The organism is Marinobacter lipolyticus, assembly GCF_018424605.1.
GTDB classification, from domain to species: Bacteria; Pseudomonadota; Gammaproteobacteria; order Pseudomonadales; family Oleiphilaceae; genus Marinobacter; species Marinobacter lipolyticus_B.
In genome coordinates this window covers 1-17,763 of the sequence record NZ_QTKT01000003.1, presented here as the reverse complement: position 1 = coordinate 17,763, position 17,763 = coordinate 1, and the positions used below count along the sequence as shown (strand labels likewise).

The window sequence follows — 17,763 nt, the reverse complement described above, 5'->3', positions numbered from 1 at the left end:
GCTAACCTCCCGCACAGGGTGGCCGCGGCCGCCGCGCTGTGCGCCAGCCTCATGTTTGCGCCGGCCAGCCAGGCCCAGGAAGCACCGCTCGAACGCAGCTTCTGTGTGTTTGATCCCGTGGGCGCCAACGGCCCGCTGTTTGCCATCACCAAAACCTTCCAGCCGGTGGCCCTGAAGGAAGGCATCAAGCTGGATCTGCGCGCCTACACGGATGAAAAAGTGGCCGCCGAAGACTTCAAGGCCGGCCAGTGCGACGCCGTGCTGCTCACCGGCACCCGTGCCCGCGAGTTCAACAAGTTCACCGGCACCCTCGAGGCCATGGGCGCCGTGCCCGGCGAAGAGGAAATGCGCCTGCTGTACAACACCCTCAGCCAGCCCAAGGCCCGTCCGTTCCTGATTGATGGCCCCTACGAAGTGGCGGGCGTGTTCCCGGGCGGTGCGGTCTACCTGCACACCCGCGATCGCGCCATCGACTCAGTGGAAAAGCTGCAGGGCAAGCGCATTGCCACCCTGGATTTCGACAGCGCCTCGGTGCGCATGGTGCGCCACGTGGGTGCCTCGGTGGTGGGCTCCAACTCCGCCAACTTTGCCGGCAAGTTCAACAACGGCAGCGTGGATCTGGCCTATGCGCCGGCGGTGGCCTATACCCCGCTGGAACTCTACAAGGGTGTGACGCCCAACGGTGGCGTTTTCAAGTACGCGCTGGCCTACATGAACTTCCAGGTCATCATCCACCGCGATCGCTTCCCGGACGCGGCTGGCCAGATGGTGCGCGACCAGTCCATCAAGCGCATCGACGAGGCCTACGAAATCATTGCCCAGGCGGAAGCCGAGATTCCCGAAGATGTGTGGATGCACTTGCCCCAGGAAGACATGGCGGAGTACGACAAGATGTTGCGCAAGGTGCGCCTGTCGTTGCTTGAGGATGGGGTTTACGACGAGCGCGCCATCAAACTGATGAAGGCTATTCGGTGTCGGGTGGACGGTGCCCGGTCGGAATGCGCGTCCTGACCCGTCGCGAGCGGCCAGAACGGTAAACAGGGCCCGCGGTCGCGGGCCCGATTCGATCAGCTGACCGCGTCTTTCAGACCTTTGCCGGCTTTGAAGCCGACCGTCTTGCTGGCGGGAATGCGGATCGTGGCGCCGGTCTGGGGGTTGCGACCGTCCCGGGCATCGCGGGTGCGGATACTGAACGTGCCGAAGCCGATCAGGGTGGTGTCTTCACCACGGGAGGCGGCGGCGGAAATCTGATCGGTGAAGGCGGTGATCACTTCGCTGGCCTTCTCCCGGGTCAGTCCGGTCTTGTCGGCAACGGCGGCTGCCAGTTCAGGTTTGCGCATCGGGTACTCCTTATTGTCGTTTTTGGTCGTGCACCGGCGGCGCGGGCCGCTGGCTGAATCCATCTATAGTGGTTCCTGCACAATTGTGCAAACCCCCAAGGCACCGGTGGGGCCGGTCTTCACCGGCAATTGCGGTGCGGTTCGCATAAAAACACGGGGTTGTCCGCCATAATGCGCTTCAGGTTACAGAATGTAACAGGGGGCGGGCGGCACCCGAACAACAAGAATACGAGGTACAGACGTTATGACAGAACTCCAGAACGCAGCCGGTCAGCGGTTGACCGGAATGGCCAAGTTGCGGGGCCTGACTGCAGCCGTGGTGGCCAGCGTGGCGCTGAGCGGGTGCAGCGCGGTGAATCACGTGATGTACAAGACCACCGGCGACGTCATGCAGGGGTTCTCGAAAAACCACACCGTGCCTTATCTGCTGGAAAGCAGTGACCTGGCCATGGGCTGTGCCATGAGCGAAGCCACCGCCCCGCTGCTGATGTCTTTCGGCCGGGTGACCAGCGAGCCGGACCAGCTCGCCGTCATGCTGTACCTGTCCGCCGGCGGCTGTGCCGAAGAGCAGGCGCGGGAATACGAGCTGCAGGGGCTGGCGGCGCTGCGCGCGATGAACGCAGACACCGCCGAAGACGCCATGATCCGCCAGAAACGCGCCCACGCCACCGCCGCCAAGCGCTACTTCCGTGGCTGGCAGCACCACAACACCTTCTACGGCGAACCTGGCAACGGCGAGTGCCCGGATTTCGACGACGACCTGGATGAATTCATTTACCTGGCGGGTCTGCTGTCCGGCCTGCAGGCGCTGAATGCCGAGATCCAGTCCACCTCGTCCATCGGCGTGCCCAAGAACGTCGGTTCCGTGGTGGCCCGTGCCACCAGCTGCCTCGACAACGAAAAGTGGTGGGGCGCTCCCATGGCCCTGCGGGCCACGGTCTGGGCGATGATTCCCGGCGCCACCCCGGAGGGTGAGGACCCCTTCCAGCGTCTCGAGATTGCCGATGAGCAGGGCGAAGAGGCCGGCGTACGCATCAGCCACGTGTTCCACGCCATTGCCGCCCAGAACAAGGGCGACAACGAGCGCCTGCGCGAGGTCATCCGCAGCCATGCCGAATCCCTCGACGAGACGCCGTCCAATGACAACTGGCGCTTTGTGGATGCCATGGCCACCCAGATGATCGTGGCGATCTCCGACCGGCTGTGGGTCGAGCACAACGGCTACCGCACCCCCATGGGCCAGCTGGGCACCTTCTGGGATGACAAGGCCGACGCGGTCGAAACCATGGATCTGGACGATTTGCTGTAACCACTATGTCATCAGAACGCGCAGTTGTGTCTCAGGTCGGTTTTCGTCGCAGCGGGCTGGAGTGGTTTTCCTCTCTGCCCGCGTGTCTGCTGTTGTTGTCGGTGGTGCTGTTCTCCACCAGCAGCGACATCCACAATCAGATGCTGCGGGGTGGGGAACAGCTGTGGAGCGGCTACTACAAGCTACGGGTAGACCCGGTTCAGCCCACCTGTAATCCCAACCGGGACATCGACGCCGCGGTTCAGCAGGAGCTGGCGCAGGATAATTCCGACGACCCCATGGCTGCGCTGCTGGGCTCGGTGGAGAAAGACCCGGCGGACGTGCGCCTGGCCATCGAGCGCTCCGTGGCCAACTGCCAGGCCAGTTACGCCAGCTACGAAATCCTCAAGGACAAGCTCACCCCGGGGGTAAAAGCCTACCGCGCGGTGGAGCTGTTCGTGGCGGACCTGATCGCGTTCGGGCTGGAGTCCCAGCGGTTCATTCTGGTGATCCTGGTGATGCTGTGCGCGGTGACCGCCACGCTCACCCGCCATCACATCGCCATGCGCGCCATGGAGACCCGTCTGGATTACACCGTCTCCCATACCCTGCAGACCATCGCCAATGCCATGTTGCTGGGCTCCAGCGTGATCTTCCGGCAATCGAGCATGGGCAGCGACACCCTGATGTCCGCCGAGGAAATGCTGCTCCACAACCTGTGGATCACCGGTTTTGCCTGCCTGACCCTCGCCAGCCTCTACCGCCTGATGCGGGTGCCGGAGGATTTGCCGCAAGGTGGCAGCCTGAACCGGGCATTCCTGGCAGTGCCCCTGTACACCGTGATGTGCCTGATCTCCGGGACCTATTTTGCGCTGATTGGCCACGCCTCCGGCATTGGTATCTACCTGGGCAAGATGATGGAACTGTCCGACATGTTCCTCAACGTGGGGCTGTATGTGTGGGTAGGGATGATGCTGAAGCAGACCCGCCTGGCCACGCTGGTGTTCAATGTGTTCCGGCCCTGGAAAATGCCGCCGGAAATGCTCGCGCTGGTGGCGGTGCTCGTCGCCGCCATACCCACCGCCTACACCGGCGCTTCGGGGATTTTCGTCATTGCCGCCGGGGCGGTGATTTACAGTGAACTGCGCGCAGCCGGTGCCCGTCGCCATCTGGCATTGGCCGCCACGGCCATGTCCGGCTCCCTGGGCGTGGTGCTCCGGCCCTGCCTGCTGGTGGTCGTGATCGCGTACCTCAACCGCGAAGTGACCACCGACGAACTGTTCGGCTGGGGCATCTGGGTGTTTGTCCTGACCGCCACCATGTTTGCCTTCGTGGCGCTGACTGTGAACCGCCAGAGCGAGTTCAACCTGGCGCCATCGTCCCACGCCTTCCCGGCCATGATGCAGGCGCTGCGACCGCTGGTTCCCTACGCCCTGGTTATTGCTGGCGTGGTGCTGCTGTACCGCTTTGCGCTGGACGTGAAGATGGACGAATTCTCCGCGCCGCGGCTGTTGCCGGTGATCATGCTGGCGCTGCTGGTGTACGAACACGTAACCCTGAAGAGCCGCAAGGGCCGTACCCGTGGTGAGATCCACCATCAGGGGCTGGAACGCAGCATGCGCTCGGCCACCAACGACACCACTGCGGAAATCGGCGCGCTGCTGCTGTTGCTGGGCCTGTCGGTCAGTATTGGCGGGGTGATCGAACGCTCCCACATCATGGAATCCTTCCCCCAGGCCTTCGACAGCGCCTGGTCCGCGATGCTGCTGATGGTGGTCATCCTGGTGATTCTGGGCATGATCATGGACGCCTTCGGCGCAGTCATCCTGGTGACCGCCACCGTGGCCACCATCGCCTACAGCAGCGGCATCCACCCGGTTCACTTCTGGATGGTCACGCTGGTTGCCTTCGAGTTGGGCTACCTGAGCCCACCGGTGGCACTGAACCACCTGCTGACCCGACAGGTAGTGGGGGAAGCGGAAGTGCTGGCGGCCCAGCAGGAAGAGGGCACCTTCTACCAGCGCCATGAGCGCATCATCATGCCGCTGATTGCCATGGGCATCTCGCTGGTGCTGGTGGCGTTTGTACCGCTGCTGTTCTACGCCTGATTGATCGTGAGGCGTGGGTTAGCGGGTATTCCGGAGCCGGTTTTCTGATACCACGGCTCCGGCGTACCTACAGCAGTTCCGCCCGTTCTTCCCGGCACTCATAGGACCCCATTTCAAATTCCCGGCAAATCCAGGGGCGGTTCTCATAGATCGTGCACAGGAAGGTTTCCCGGTCCAGTGCCGAACACCAGCCATCCTCCAATCGCTTCATGGTTTCCCCGCCCCATTCATCGAAGGCAATGTGGCGCTCGGGAACACCGGTGTCGGAGATGATCATCACTTCCAGTCGGCAGCAACACGCCTGACAGCTTGAGCAGGAAATTTCCGGGGAGGTGATGTCTTTCAGGGGAATCGTCATGGATGCAGGATCGGCTCAGGCGCGGTATGGGCTTGGTAGTCCGCCATCCTATCAAAACGACGCGCCGCACGTGTGGGGATTATCGTGCCGCTACGGTTCCAGTTGATCAAACGCGCGGGCCGCCTCTAGTTCGTCGGGGGCGTAGTGCTGTTGCAGTAAGGCCTCGATCTGTCGGTCTTTTTCGGTGCGGTCCAGGCCGGCGTTGTCGATGAAGTGCTTTTCCGCAAGGAAGGCCTGGTATCGCTGTTGCCACTGGGTTTCGATCGACGCCAGTTCGGCCTGTTCCTCGCTCCGCGGTTGCGGCGCCTCGCCGGTGTTGTCGTCCGCTGCGACGGGCTGGCCTTCTTCGGCCTCCCCGAACAGCCGGCCGGACAGTTCCGGCCCGAACCACTCCTCCCGTAACTGGGCAAGCTGCGCCTGCACTTCCTGCTGGCCGGCCATGGTGGTCACCGGCCCGATCTCTTTCATCAGGCGGGCCTCTTCCCGCTCAAGCCGATACTGGTGGGTGATGATGAACGCCAGATCCGCCGCCGCGGGAGTGGAAAGCTGGCTTTCAATCATCGTTGAAAGGGTGTCCAGGTCGGCGCTGCCAAGATCTTCCGGCATGCTGGCAACGAACGCATCAATGGCCGAACGCCCCTCGCGATTCAACTGGAAATCGTACTGGAATGACGGGGCGACGCTGTTCTGAAACACCTCACGCAGGTGTTCCAGTTCCGCTTCCTGCAACTGGGTTTGGGATTCAGGGGTTGTATCATCCGGGGCCCGGTAGGCCGGAGCCGCCGCAAAACCCGTAGGGCCAGCCTCAACGCGGGCGTCTCGCTCCGGGGGCTCGGCAGGGGCTGCCGCAGCTGTCTCGGGCTGAATGGCCGGAGCTGCTGCCGATGAGTTGTCGTTCTTGGTCGGCCCGGCAACAAAGACATAGGCAAACAGCAGGCATGCGACGCCGGCCCCGAGCAGGGCGAGGCCAGGCAGTATTCCTTTTGACCGGACTGTAGTTGCCATGCTCGGGTCAGTTCGTTGGCCGCACCGCGTATTGATCGTTAAAAACGATCGCCGCGTTGTCGGCGAGTTCTGCAAGTTTTTCGTCCAGCTTCAGACTCACCAGTTCTGCTCTGATGATGTCCCTCGCTTCTTCGTAGCTTTGCTTCGCCATGACCTGACTGTCAATCACCTGCACCACTTTCCAGTAGCCGTCCTGGAACACCGGCTCGCTGGCAAACTCATCCACGCCCAGCTGCCGCACCAGGTCGTTCACTTCCGGGGCGATATCGGTATCCCGCAACCAGGGCGTTTCAATCATATCCTCCCCGCTGGCGCCCGGGTCGTTGCCGGCCTTCAGTGCGTTCAGGAGCTCCACCGCGTGGGCCTGATGGGGCGTGCGCCAGATCATGAAGCGGTACATCGCCTGTTCACGTTGCTGGTCGTAGTGCCGGCGTATCTCGGTTTCGTCGATCGCTATGGTGTCCATCAGCTGTTTCACATACAGCTGCGCCAGCAGGGTTTTCTCCGCCATCGCCATTTCCACTTTTACCCGCTCGGACTCGTGCATCCCCAGCCGGGTTGCCTGTTGCGCCAGAACCTCCGTCATCACCAGATCTTTGGCGGTTTGCTGGCGGTTCATCTCGGCATCGAAGCCATCGTCGTAGGCGAGTCGTTCCGAATGTTCCGCGGCCCGGGTACCCAACAGGAAGTGGTAGAGGTTGGTGCCTAGTGTGGTGCCATTGACGGTGGCGAACACGTCCGGATCGCCGATGTTGTCATGGCTGGCGGCACTCACCGGTTCATCTGCCTGGGCGAGGCCGGAGAACACCAGCGGCAGGGAGAGCGTCAGCATCAGCATTGTGTGTTTCATGGAATGCCTCGAGGAGAGGAGGGTTGGCCGTGCCTGATGGTTCCAATCAGGCACGGCCAACGACGGCTTACAGGAAGCGCCGGACGTCGTCGTAGACACCTTTCCAGATCATCAGGGTCAGATGACCCACACTGGAGGTGCGCAGGCTATTGCCGCATTTGGCGTTGCTCTGCGGGATGATGATTTCATCCAGGGCAGACCACAGCGACACGTCGCATCCGCGCCCGGACAGGGACTGCAGGAACGACGAGTTGTAACGCATCTCGGAGCAGGCCGGGCTCCAGCAGCCGTAGGCCCAGGCGGTACCCTTGTGGGGCGTGCCGAGGGTGACCAGGCGGCTGGTTGCGGCAGAGCCGCCTTCGAACACCCGGTACCAGCGCGAGACCAGACCACCGTTGGAGTGGGCGATGATCTTTGCTTTGCGCCAGCCGTGGTTCGGCCGAATGTTATTAACGAACGACTTCAATTCCCTGGCACTGGTCTTGTTACTCTTGCCCAGGCTGTTGTACCCGAACTTGTACAAGGCGCAGGCGGGGGTGCCGTCGTTCTTGAAGCGGTTGATCATCACGTCAAACTGGGATTTCCAGCCTGAATAACCGTGTACGAACACGATCGGGTCTGCGTTACAGGCCGCCTGCGCAGAGCCGGCGAACAGCAGGGATGCCAGCAATGCCAGCATGGACAGCTTTCTGATGGGATTGTTCATAAGGTTGACCTTTGTTGTATTTGTTGTGAACACGTGTGTGTTCTGAGGCTCTGGATCAACAACTCTGGAATGGGTACGGCGGCCCGCATACGGGGCTTCAACGCCATTTCAGGTGGTCAAATTTAGACCGGCTGCGGCGGGAGCAGCCATCGCCCGTATGGGGGAGGGGGCACAGAAGTGTGACGGGCTTCACGAAGTGCCGGCGTCAGGGATGGGGCAGCGATCCGCTGTAGAAGGTGTCGCAGTCGCGGTTGGTAATTGCCCGCACCCCGCGCTGAACCAGATCGAGCATCGGGCCGGTGACCGCGACCAGCACATTGGGCTTCTGGATCTCGGGATCGTGGAACGGGCCGGTGATCTGTTGTTCGACCACCGCGCAGCCGTCGGCGTCGACCACCGCCACCCGCAGGTTCTCGAAGCTGACATTGCCGAAGTCCAGGGCGCCCTGCAGTGCCAGACGGTGCCGGGGAGTGCGGAAGGCGACATCGCTGGCCTGTGCGACACCCTGGTCAACCTTCCACTCCGACACCATCTGCTCAATGGTGGTGGTGCCTTCGGAGTCGCCGAGCAAGCCGGTGAATTCGTAGCCCCGGGAAACCGCAAGGCCGACGGGGCCCGCCAGGAGCACCGCGCCAACATCAACCAGGTTGAAGCTCTGGGTTTCGGCGTAATCCTTCAGCTCCTCATCCAGATCGTAGCCTTTGAACGTCAGCTCGCGTGAGTGCATACCGAAGCTGCCGGCGGCGCTTTGCCGGAGGGCCTGCCAGCTTCCGCCACGGGCCTCGAGGGCCAACTCCATATCGATCTGGCCGGTGGCTTGCTGATCCGGGTTCAGCACGTTCATGAAGGTGCTTAATTCGAAACCGGACAGGGTACTGTCCAGACTGAAGGTCGGGGTTTCAGAGGAAAAGTCGCCTTTGATCCGCCCGGAGAAGTCGCCCCCGAAGGCGGTCGCGGACACCGGATCGAGCTCTAAGGCGCCGCGTTCCCCACGTATCCGCACCAGCAGGTCGGCTACCCGGAAACGGTCCTGGCTGAAGGTATTGCAGCGGATCTCACCCTCGGCGGCCAGCGATTCCAGCACCTGCTGCTGCGTGCCACCGCCATGGCGGATGTCATGTAGATTCAGCGCGCACCGCTCAAACCGCCACTCCCGCTCGCTGGACCGGTCAAGGTAGGTGATTCGGGCATCGGACACCTGCGCCCTGTCCAGCGACAAGGGGTCGAGTTCACCGGCCTGCTGCATCGGGAGGTTCAGTTCGCCGGCGGCGGAGCGCTCCACGGCCAGCTCTAGTTGCCGGATGTGAAAAGTCACCGGTTGGAGATTGCCCGTCAGCAAGCGGGACCACGCAAAGCCCACCTGCACACTGGCGGCTGTTGCCACAACCTCCCCATCCTTGCTCGCTTCCAGGCCCTCGACGGTAACCCCCGGGCGCGGCAGCAGGTTCAGTTCCAGAGGCTGCCGGATCTGCACCTGCATGCCCAGCGCCTCACCGAGCCCCACCGCCAGCCGCGACCGTATCTGGCCGGTATCGATTGCCAGCCAGGCAACAAGGATGGCCACCAGCAACAGCGCCGCCAACACCAGAGCGATCAAAGCCGCCTTTCCCCTGTGGGTAGTCATCAGTGTGTGGGCCATGACAGAGCCTGGCTTCTCCTTTCCTGTGTGGGCTGCATCGAGTCGGGAAACACGAGGTACCTGCAATACAAGCTCAGAGCACGGGGACCAGTTCACCCGGGGACTTTACAGCCCATGGTTAGCTGATGAGCTTGGCCATGGCACGGTTATGCGCTCCTGCTCCGGTCTCCAGGCCAGCTTTGACACCGGTTCGATTCCTCTCTGGCTGATTCTGACTGGCTTTCAACTTACCCGTCAAAGCTTCAATTTTAATCTCTACACCAACAATAGCCTGCACCAAACGATCAGTGAAATCCGTTGGCGCATCACCAACAGACCAAGGAGCGGCCATTTGCGCTTCATGTTGGTCTGTAAGCTGATGGAGATGATGCTTCAACCAGTTTGGATCCTGAATAATCTGGGCGCTACCTTGTGCATGGACAGCCAGATAGTTCCATGTGGGGACGACCCGGCCTGTCTCAGCCTTGGTCGGGTACCATGAGGGTGAAACGTAAGCATCTGGCCCCTGAAAAACCGCAAGCACTGAAGCTCCGCCCTGCATGCGCTGCCAGACGGGATTATTGCGAGCCAGATGACACTGAAGAGTACCAAGACAGCCGTTTTCACCAGCACTCAGATGAAAGGGAACGTGATTGGCCTCAATTCCTTTATCGTCGGCGATGACGAGCATCCCGAAGCTATAATCGCGAATGTACTGTTGAAGCTTTTCCTGGTCGTCTTCTTTGAAGTGATTCGGGATATACATCCTTTTATGCTCCTGAGTAGAGTGCGTTGGACTTCACCCGTTGATTAGCCATGCATTACGGATTCCGCAACGGAGTAGATATCGCGGTAACTGGCCTTATTGTGCATTTTCCAATTTTTGTGCTGCTTGTTGGGGTGTAAGTTCTTCCCCCAACCATATTTCCACTTTGTGTGCCCCAGTACCAAGAGCGATTTCCCGCAGGACTTTTGTCTCTACTTCAGACAATCCACCCTCCGTCATCTCAAGCGGATGCATCAGTATTTCCGGGCTCTTTTTGAGAAGTTGCCTGGGCAAAACTTTCTTTATGCCTTTCGACAAATGGTGCTCGGCTAATCGGAACTCCCCTATCAGAAGTCGAGATGTGCTGAAGGGTTCCGGTGAAGAAACAACCTCGACAACAAGATCACCTGAGACCTTTACGATCTCAAAATGATTTCGCGAGATTTTCACGTAGAGTTTTTCTGTGAACAGCTTTTTGATCAAACTCGTTTCCTGTGCATAAAGTGAAGCGCAGCGGCGCCCTTGGAATGCAGCGAAAAGGGCATTCGCTGTGCGGCCAACTTTTACATCCATAGGCGTATGGCATCCTGAACATGATCAACATCCTGAACAGGAGGGGCGTTATGGATGCCATTAGCTGCACAGCTGCCAGAACCAATCTAGCAAAAACCATGGAGCAGGTCTGTGAGGACCATTCCTCGGTGATCATCGCCCGGAGCAAGGCGCAGTCTGTTGTAATGATCTCCCTGGAGGACTACGAGGCGCTGCAAGAAACTGCATACCTTCTGCGCGCGCACTTCATAACAACGCCATAGATATCGTCTGTAAGACGCTCACAACTGTCAGGAACCCACCAATTACGGTAAGTCTCCTGTTAGCGAGATCGATCCCTTGAATCAGAATAAAGCTCCCGACCGCCCCGCTGAAAAAACCTCCGCTGAACTGAGCACCACCAACCGCAAAGACAAGCACCAAGTAAACCACTGCCAGGAAATACAGCAATACTCGTAGCGGCTTGACCTCAAAACGCTTGTAGTAGGTTTGGTCCTCTGGGGAAAGTTCTTCTTTGCTCACCGAAAACTCCCTTGACCGCGTTTGTTAAGCACTTTGCTCTACAGCTTGATTGCGGAGATCAAATGCGTAGAACTTGGTGTCAGGTACCGGGTTGTGGAAATAGGGCTCAATTTCGGTAAACCCCATTCTCTCGTACAAGGCCTGGGCTTTTCTCGTGGGAGGGACTGCGTCCAGAACGAGCCGGTCATAGCCTAAGCTTTTCAGTTTCAGCAGAAGGTTTTCCATAAGTGACCAGCCGATAGATTTCCCCTGATGGTCCGGACGGACGTACAAGCGCTTTACCTCTGCCGTATGCTCGTCAATTCTCCTGAAACCAACACCCCCAGCGACAACAGAACCCATCATTGCGAACGTGTATTGCCCGCTTGGTAGAGTATAGAGTGTTTCTAGCTTGGCCATCTCTCCTTCAAAATCCTGAAAAGAAAGATCAATGCCAAGCCAATCAGCGTACTCATAAATTAACTGTCGGAGTTCCCTGCTATCCGAGGGAAAACACACGTCCCTGATTACCATCGACTACTCCCTGTCTACTATTCATGGATAACTCGGGTGCCTAACGCCGCTCAGCACTCGCTGCTACGGAATGGAGGCGAAGCCGCAATGTAGTAGCTGTCGCCGTGACTGGCATGGTTATGAGTCGTATGCAACGAAAGGCTCCCTAAAGGTCAAATATATCAACAACAAAGAAGATAGAGCTGACGCACCTAGCAAGCTGCTTGATATGACATAACTGAAGACAAACAGAATGAGCCCGACGACTACATTTTTCATATTTCTGGCGAGCGGGATACCTAAATTCGATTTACAGCTTTTGCAGTAAATCGACCCCACTTGCCCAAAGCATTTAGCAATAGCACTGGTAGCTGGCTTGCTACAATTTGGGCAATCCATACTCATAGCTCAAGACTCATAACGCCCGGCTCACGGGCTTGGTTAGCTGCTCCCAAGCATGTACGCACGAAGCTGCCTCTCGTCTCGCATGACATAGAGGACAAGAACCCGCTTCTCATCCTCACGATAAAAAATGCGACACGGTGGAACAACTATTTCCCTGTATACTGAGTTAGGGAGCTCTGAAGGAATCCGCCCGGATTGGGGGAAGTCCTCCAAACGCTCGGTCTTCTCGAAAACTTCCTGGACCAGATGACTAGCGGCCGTAGGATTATCCAGAGCAATGTACTCGGCAATGGCATCCAACTCTTGAAGGGCCGGCTCAGTCCAGATTACTTCAGCCATTTACTCATTTTCTCCCTGGCCTCACTTTGACTGTACGTTCTTCCCTCAAGTACAGCACGCTCTCCTCGTGAGAGCCCGTCAAGCAGCGCAAGCCGACGCTGCATGAACTCGTAATCCTGCACGTCAACAAGATAAGCCGATGGCTGGCCATGTTCAGTGATCAGTACCGGTTCTTTAGATAGATGCAGGTCTGCCAGGATTTTTGTAGCTTGGCGCTTAAGATTTGTAACAAGCTCAACTTTCATGGGCTCACCCTGACTTAAATTGATAGTGCCACTATAGTATCACTTTGTGGGTGGGGCAATCACAGCTAGCGCCAGCTATCAGTGGCTTTGGCATAGCGAAGCGGCGACAAGGCTGTCCGGTGGAGAATCGTCTGGCTCGGAACAAACGGGAACACTTGGTTCGGCACTTTACTCCCAACCAAACCGCTTGGGGTCCGTTTGCTCCCGAAATTCGTCTGATAATTCTGCGAGTAAGGATTCATCAGCAAGGCCCTTAGCTCGAATTGCCGTGCCTGCACAGGCTAACGCATTCTTTCCTGTGCCCGACGTGCCGCGATAACTATCTGTTGAACAGTGTCAGTAAACGATTTGATCGCATCGCAATCAAGTTCATTGAGATCCTCATCCAATGTGCCTTCAGATGCCTCAATGTACTTCAAGAGAACATCGTCCGGATCTAGTTCGACTAATCTAGATTGCGCTCTCAGAGAAGCCGGCACCGCCTCAAAATTGATGCTATTTAGGTCACATTGCATGTGTGCGACGCGCAACATTCCGTAGACCTTGGCCCACCCTTCAACCATTTGTTGCACATACACTTCTGATTTTCGATTGCTATCGTCCAAGGTGGCCAAATGCTTCAGTGATTGCTCCTCGCAGGATGGACTCATTGGAGCATTTCTTTGAGGCGCTGCTTTCATGCAACGCTCTCTGTCCAGCTCTTTGATAAACAACTCGTTTTCCGAAGCCAACTTATTCATGGACTGGTTGATTAGTCGCAGTTCAGAGAATAAGCGTTCGTCCAAGCTCTCTGCCGCGACAAGCACCGCAGGGAAAACGAAGAGAAAAAAGCTGATGGGGTAAAAACACAGAAATCGCATATGTCCTTTGCTCGTCAAAGCGCAGATTTGCGGCGTGACGGAGCGCCAGCGTAGGCACGTCCGACAACAGCCATTGGTCAAATGCTTGCGTGCGCATAAGATTAAACTTTGTATTCTATACCTTCTGGGAGGCCCTCATGGCCGAACTCTATAACTCAGCCGCCCCCAAAAAAGCAGTGAACCTCTCAATCAACAGCGATCTTCTGCGTAAAACCCGGGAACTGAACATTAACTTGTCTGCCAGCCTGGAACGAGCTCTGAAAGAAGAGCTTTCGAAACGCGAAGCCGCAATGTAGTAGACGTCGCGTGCCGGGCCTTGTTAATTGCCAATGGTCACCCCCGCATCCAGAACCCAGCAGCGATCATTGTGAGTGTAACCAAACTGACCATAGTACGAATTGGCTGCAGGTGCCGCGATGAGTATCAATTTGCAGAGTGGCCCCAGTTGCTCCTGGGTCAGTGACTGTAATCGTTTGCCTATTCCTGATCGTTGGTAGTTCTGATGAACTGCCAAATCTGACAGGTAGCAGGCATAGTGAAAATCCGTGACGCTGCGAGCGATGCCGACCAACAAATCATCATCCCACGCGCTTACGACGAGATTGGAGTTGGATATCATCCCTTCCACACAGTCTCGATCGTGAATTGGCCGACGCTCCCCAAGGGTCGAACTCTCCAGCAAACCGATGAACTGGTCAGTGGTAATGGGGTGATTCACCTGGAAGCTGATAGCCATACCTCTCCTTGGCAATTAACGCCGCGCACAACAGCGCCCATCGGTCGCGTATTGATGCGCCTGGTTAAGTTGCAGTCCCAAGCTGACCACAACTACTTGATTAATTCTTGCGGCGAAAACGCCACTACCCCCAGCCACCACTGATGATAAGTAAAAAGTTTCCGAGCAGGGAGTAGCCCCAAAATTGAACGCTATTTGATTGCTGATCCAACATCTCCGGCGTTGGGTCCGGATAGGGAAGCGCAGCTCCAGACAATGCAATGAAGCTGAAACACGCGCCTAGCAGCCCATTAACAATGAAAATATAGGTCCCTACTCGCATGACATTCCTGCAATTTAACGCTTGGCTCACGCGCCGGTTTGGAGCCGCGAAGCGGCGGAAAATCGGTCGCTGTGCAGCCGATTGTTAAAGCCTTCCCAGCCAGTACTGCGGACGCCGGCGGTCATGGGCAACAGCCAGAACCTGAAAACCATCCGGGCTCTCTCGGTAAATGATAGACAAGGGAAATCTGTGAAGGGGCGCTCTACGAATATCTGGCGACAATTCAGCTTGCCAGGCTTTTGGAGACTCGCCAATTAAGTTGGCCAGGGCCTCAAATTCCTCTATGAAGGCACCACCCAATCCCGGAACCTTTGATTCGTAATAACCAACTGATTCCAGGAATTCGGCTTCCGCTGCCGGGTGAAAAGAATAGTTCATTTGATCAGTGCTCTAGCCTTCCTCATGACATCTTCACCGGACACGGCTTGAACTGAGCCATTATCGAGCTCTTCGCCTCTACGGCGAGCCTCGAGCAACCAATCTGACCTGAGTTCTTCTTCTGACGGAGACTCCAGACTCAATACCAGTCGCTGGATCAATTGGGCTCGCTCCTCTTTAGAGAGGTGTAGGGCCTCATTTTCAATTTTCTGGAGATTCATGGAAGAAACCTATCGTTCGCTTATTATTCAATTTTGACACGGATGAGTACCGGGTGCCACGACGCGGTTTTTGCTTTAACGCCGCAAACAGCTGCGGCTTTGTAGTTGATTGTTTTGCGGTAGCGTAGCGTTAAACCGCAAAACGAGCAACGGAAAAGCCGTCAGACTGATTTGCTTTGATACTGATTGAGCCTTCTCCCCAGCCCAGCGGTTGCCCGCTAAGCTGGAAGGCGACCAAGCACTACAAGGGAGAAGACTCAATGAACTTTTACCATAGCACCCACCGCCATTATTGTGGAATCGATCTGCACGCCCGCAGCCTGTACGTCTGCATCATCGACCAGCAGGGTGAGGTGTTGCTGCACAAGGAAATCAAAGCCCGCCCGGAACCCCTACTGGCCTTGCTCGAACCCTTTCGCGATGACCTTGTGGTTGGCGTTGAATGCATGCACTGCTGGTACTGGATATCAGACCTGTGCGAAGACCATGGCATCCACTTTATCCTGGGCCATGCGCTCTATATGAAGGCCATCCACGGTGGCAAGACCAAGAACGATCGCATCGATTCTTTCAAGATTGCGATGCTTATGCGTGGTGGTAATTTCCCGGTGGCCTACGTCTATCCCAAAGCAATGCGGGCCACTCGCGACCTGCTGCGCCGACGCACCCGCATCGTCCAGCATGGGGCCATGCTCAAGGCTCACGCCGTGAATACCTTGAGTCAGTACAATCTGCCGCCCAGCAAAGCCAACCTCAACAACCCCGGTGGCCGATCACAACTGACCGCGGCTTTTAGCGATCCAGACGTCCAGCGTAACGTCGACCTGGATCTTGCGATCGTCGACTGTTATCAACACGAGCTCAAAAAGCTCGAGTGGCACCTGGAACAACAAGCCAAGCAGCACGATCCAGCCTCACTCAGCGTGCTGAAAACCATTCCCGGAGTCGGCCGCATCCTGGCGCTGACCATTCTTTATGAAGTCGGAGATATTCGACGCTTCGAATCCGTTCAGAAGTTCGCGTCCTACGCTCGTCTGGTGAAGTGCAAAGCCGAATCCGCCGGCAAGGTCTACGGTACCCAGGGCAACAAAATCGGCAACGCCCATCTGAAGTGGGCATTCTCGGAAGCAGCGGTGCTGTTTATCCGTAACAACGACAAGGCCAAGCGCTACGTTGAGAAACTTCAGAAGCGGATGAACAAGGCCAAGGCCCTATCGGCCCTGGCCCACAAGTTGGGACGAGCGGTGTACTTCATGCTCAAAGACAAACGGGTGTTCGATGAACAACGGTTCCTGAAAGGTTAGTCACGCCACGGGCTGAGCATGACGTCTAACTGGATCAGAAAGGACGACGTTGAAGACTGCGAGTCTGCTGACTGGTATTCGATACCCATGCGGTTTTCTGTCACCGATGTTGAAACCAGACGCTTTGATTAGCCAGCCCGTGGGCGTGCCTTAATACCATGAGCCAGTGCGCTTACACCGGTCCTGAGCCTGGAACTAACTGGAGCCGTGCAGCCCGCCACCTTGAATAGTGCCAGTGACCGGTTAACCGATGAATGTCTGGTGCCCCTGACCCACCGATGGAACGACCGGTCAGGCAATGGCCTAAAGCCATGTAAGAGAGCCCCTATATGTGTTTGCTGTAAGTGCCTGACAGCCAAACGAGACTAGCGAAGCAGGCGTTCTCGCTCATGGATTTAGGTTGGCCGCTGGCGCGGCCAAAAAAATGACTATTGCCTGTTGATTCCGAGAAGGCTCATATGTGTTAACTGGCCTCAAAACGGAGGCCTCGTAGCTCATTAAATTTCGAGGAGATATCTTGCGCCTCACGCCAATGGTCATCTAATGCTCGTTCCGGGACCGTCAAGAATGCGGTGCCTCCATCTACAAAATGAAATACAACACCGGTACGCACGGGTGAACTTTCCATTGAGACGGAAGCTGGCACCCTCCCTTCCTTGAGATGCCAAACTAGCTCATCTATCAGAAAGTTGGCGCCGTAATGGTCGAGTTTCTCTATCCAGCTCATAAACAGTTAACGCCGAAAATAAGCGGCGCCCCGACAGGGGCGTCCGGTGTAGGCCGCAGGCCGGAACGAACTTAATTGACTTGTTAATTGCCAATGGTCACCCCCGGTTCCAGAAGCCAGCACCGGTCATTGTGCGTGTAACCCAGTTCACCATAGTATGAACTGGCCGCTGGGGCTGGCAAGCCCCCGATACAGTAGACGCCTGGTAGCGTTACACTAAACGCAAATCTACAGGTGTTGATGATGAGCGCAAAGCGATACTCCGAAGAATTCAAGATCGAGGCGGTGAAGCAGGTCACGGAGCGCGGCTACAAGGTATCCGACGTGTGCCGGAGACTCGGGATCACCTCCGGCAGTCTGTACAAGTGGATCAAGCTGTATGGCGATCCTGGAAGCCAGCACCAGCACATTACGGAGCAGCAGGATGAGCTTCGTCAGCTGCGGGCCGAACTGCGCCGGGTGACGGAGGAACGCGACATACTAAAAAAGGCCGCGGTAGATTCAACCGGTCAATGCAACATAATGCACACTGGTAACTATCGGGGCTTTCAAAATGCCGCAGCAAGTATCAAAGACCAGAGGGCTGACCCATCAGCAGAAGCAGGAGCTATGGGCTCGATG

General features: G+C 57.3%; 23 protein-coding genes. 7 read left to right on the top strand and 16 right to left on the bottom strand.

The window, feature by feature from the left end:
- Positions 1-51: 51 nt before the first annotated feature.
- A complete protein-coding gene (locus DYI22_RS04820; RefSeq protein WP_213477293.1) occupies positions 52-1,011 on the top strand; it encodes a putative solute-binding protein in 960 nt (319 codons plus the stop codon).
- 56 nt (positions 1,012-1,067) lie between these two features.
- Here the strand turns inward: DYI22_RS04820 and DYI22_RS04815 are convergent, their stop codons facing one another.
- Positions 1,068-1,340, bottom strand: coding sequence for an HU family DNA-binding protein (locus tag DYI22_RS04815; protein ID WP_213476912.1), 273 nt, complete (start codon positions 1,338-1,340; stop codon positions 1,068-1,070).
- A 244-nt stretch (positions 1,341-1,584) separates the two neighbouring features.
- Between DYI22_RS04815 and DYI22_RS04810 the strand changes: the two genes are divergently transcribed.
- On the top strand, positions 1,585-2,649 hold the full coding sequence (locus DYI22_RS04810; RefSeq protein ID WP_228300822.1) for a hypothetical protein: 1,065 nt from the start codon (positions 1,585-1,587) through the stop codon (positions 2,647-2,649).
- 26 nt (positions 2,650-2,675) lie between these two features.
- Positions 2,676-4,736 (top strand): TRAP transporter large permease subunit, encoded by a 2,061-nt coding sequence (locus DYI22_RS04805; protein ID WP_213477291.1) that lies wholly within the window; start codon positions 2,676-2,678, stop codon positions 4,734-4,736.
- 67 nt (positions 4,737-4,803) lie between these two features.
- Here DYI22_RS04805 and DYI22_RS04800 read toward each other — a convergent pair whose 3' ends face one another.
- From DYI22_RS04800 to DYI22_RS04770, 7 genes are all read right to left on the bottom strand, one after another.
- Entirely contained in the window at positions 4,804-5,094 is a 291-nt protein-coding gene (locus DYI22_RS04800; protein ID WP_213476911.1) for a YkgJ family cysteine cluster protein, read from the bottom strand.
- 90 nt (positions 5,095-5,184) lie between these two features.
- Positions 5,185-6,099, bottom strand: coding sequence for a lipase secretion chaperone (locus tag DYI22_RS04795; RefSeq protein WP_213476910.1), 915 nt, complete (start codon positions 6,097-6,099; stop codon positions 5,185-5,187).
- Between the two features lie 7 nt (positions 6,100-6,106).
- Entirely contained in the window at positions 6,107-6,949 is an 843-nt protein-coding gene (locus DYI22_RS04790; RefSeq protein ID WP_213476909.1) for a peptidylprolyl isomerase, read from the bottom strand.
- Between the two features lie 67 nt (positions 6,950-7,016).
- Positions 7,017-7,655 carry an esterase/lipase family protein gene (locus DYI22_RS04785; RefSeq protein ID WP_213476908.1) on the bottom strand — a complete coding sequence of 213 codons (639 nt, stop codon included), beginning with the start codon at positions 7,653-7,655 and terminating at the stop codon, positions 7,017-7,019.
- Between the two features lie 205 nt (positions 7,656-7,860).
- Positions 7,861-9,294: an AsmA family protein gene (locus DYI22_RS04780; RefSeq protein WP_213476907.1), complete on the bottom strand. Its 1,434-nt coding sequence runs from the start codon at positions 9,292-9,294 to the stop codon at positions 7,861-7,863.
- A 118-nt stretch (positions 9,295-9,412) separates the two neighbouring features.
- On the bottom strand, positions 9,413-10,039 hold the full coding sequence (locus DYI22_RS04775; RefSeq protein ID WP_213476906.1) for an FMN-binding negative transcriptional regulator: 627 nt from the start codon (positions 10,037-10,039) through the stop codon (positions 9,413-9,415).
- 96 nt (positions 10,040-10,135) lie between these two features.
- Positions 10,136-10,612: a hypothetical protein gene (locus DYI22_RS04770; protein WP_213476905.1), complete on the bottom strand. Its 477-nt coding sequence runs from the start codon at positions 10,610-10,612 to the stop codon at positions 10,136-10,138.
- A gap of 50 nt (positions 10,613-10,662) precedes the next feature.
- On the opposite strand from DYI22_RS04770, the gene DYI22_RS04765 reads away from it, so the two are divergent.
- On the top strand, positions 10,663-10,854 hold the full coding sequence (locus tag DYI22_RS04765; RefSeq protein WP_213476904.1) for a type II toxin-antitoxin system Phd/YefM family antitoxin: 192 nt from the start codon (positions 10,663-10,665) through the stop codon (positions 10,852-10,854).
- On the opposite strand, the gene DYI22_RS04760 is transcribed toward DYI22_RS04765, so the two are convergent.
- The 5 genes from DYI22_RS04760 to DYI22_RS04740 all read right to left on the bottom strand — a co-directional run bounded on the left by DYI22_RS04760 (position 10,838) and on the right by DYI22_RS04740 (position 13,379).
- Positions 10,838-11,113 carry a hypothetical protein gene (locus tag DYI22_RS04760; protein WP_213476903.1) on the bottom strand — a complete coding sequence of 92 codons (276 nt, stop codon included), beginning with the start codon at positions 11,111-11,113 and terminating at the stop codon, positions 10,838-10,840. The genes DYI22_RS04765 and DYI22_RS04760 overlap by 17 nt on opposite strands.
- Positions 11,114-11,137: 24 nt before the next feature.
- The gene (locus tag DYI22_RS04755; RefSeq protein WP_213476902.1) at positions 11,138-11,626 is read right to left on the bottom strand and encodes a GNAT family N-acetyltransferase; all 489 of its coding nucleotides are present in this window, start codon (positions 11,624-11,626) and stop codon (positions 11,138-11,140) included.
- 420 nt (positions 11,627-12,046) lie between these two features.
- A complete protein-coding gene (locus DYI22_RS04750; protein WP_213476901.1) occupies positions 12,047-12,349 on the bottom strand; it encodes a type II toxin-antitoxin system RelE/ParE family toxin in 303 nt (100 codons plus the stop codon).
- Positions 12,337-12,594, bottom strand: a complete 258-nt coding sequence (locus tag DYI22_RS04745; RefSeq protein ID WP_213476900.1) for a type II toxin-antitoxin system Phd/YefM family antitoxin — start codon at positions 12,592-12,594, stop codon at positions 12,337-12,339. Before DYI22_RS04745 ends, DYI22_RS04750 begins: the two co-directional genes overlap by 13 nt.
- Before the next feature lie 281 nt (positions 12,595-12,875).
- Entirely contained in the window at positions 12,876-13,379 is a 504-nt protein-coding gene (locus DYI22_RS04740) for a hypothetical protein (RefSeq protein WP_213476899.1), read from the bottom strand.
- A gap of 212 nt (positions 13,380-13,591) precedes the next feature.
- Between DYI22_RS04740 and DYI22_RS04735 the strand changes: the two genes are divergently transcribed.
- The gene (locus tag DYI22_RS04735; protein ID WP_416234553.1) at positions 13,592-13,750 is read left to right on the top strand and encodes a type II toxin-antitoxin system CcdA family antitoxin; all 159 of its coding nucleotides are present in this window, start codon (positions 13,592-13,594) and stop codon (positions 13,748-13,750) included.
- A gap of 23 nt (positions 13,751-13,773) precedes the next feature.
- Here DYI22_RS04735 and DYI22_RS04730 read toward each other — a convergent pair whose 3' ends face one another.
- The 3 genes from DYI22_RS04730 to DYI22_RS04720 all read right to left on the bottom strand — a co-directional run bounded on the left by DYI22_RS04730 (position 13,774) and on the right by DYI22_RS04720 (position 15,111).
- Positions 13,774-14,190: a GNAT family N-acetyltransferase gene (locus DYI22_RS04730; RefSeq protein ID WP_213476898.1), complete on the bottom strand. Its 417-nt coding sequence runs from the start codon at positions 14,188-14,190 to the stop codon at positions 13,774-13,776.
- Positions 14,191-14,596: 406 nt separating this feature from the next.
- Positions 14,597-14,890 (bottom strand): type II toxin-antitoxin system RelE/ParE family toxin, encoded by a 294-nt coding sequence (locus tag DYI22_RS04725; protein ID WP_213476897.1) that lies wholly within the window; start codon positions 14,888-14,890, stop codon positions 14,597-14,599.
- Positions 14,887-15,111 carry an addiction module protein gene (locus DYI22_RS04720; RefSeq protein WP_213476896.1) on the bottom strand — a complete coding sequence of 75 codons (225 nt, stop codon included), beginning with the start codon at positions 15,109-15,111 and terminating at the stop codon, positions 14,887-14,889. The genes DYI22_RS04725 and DYI22_RS04720 overlap by 4 nt, the downstream gene beginning before the upstream one ends.
- A gap of 260 nt (positions 15,112-15,371) precedes the next feature.
- Between DYI22_RS04720 and DYI22_RS04715 the strand changes: the two genes are divergently transcribed.
- Together DYI22_RS04715 and DYI22_RS04710 are read left to right on the top strand one after the other, a co-directional pair.
- Entirely contained in the window at positions 15,372-16,415 is a 1,044-nt protein-coding gene (locus DYI22_RS04715) for an IS110 family transposase (protein WP_213476895.1), read from the top strand.
- Between the two features lie 970 nt (positions 16,416-17,385).
- A partial coding sequence (locus tag DYI22_RS04710) for a transposase (RefSeq protein ID WP_228300844.1) occupies positions 17,386-17,763 on the top strand: 378 nt, incomplete at its 3' end.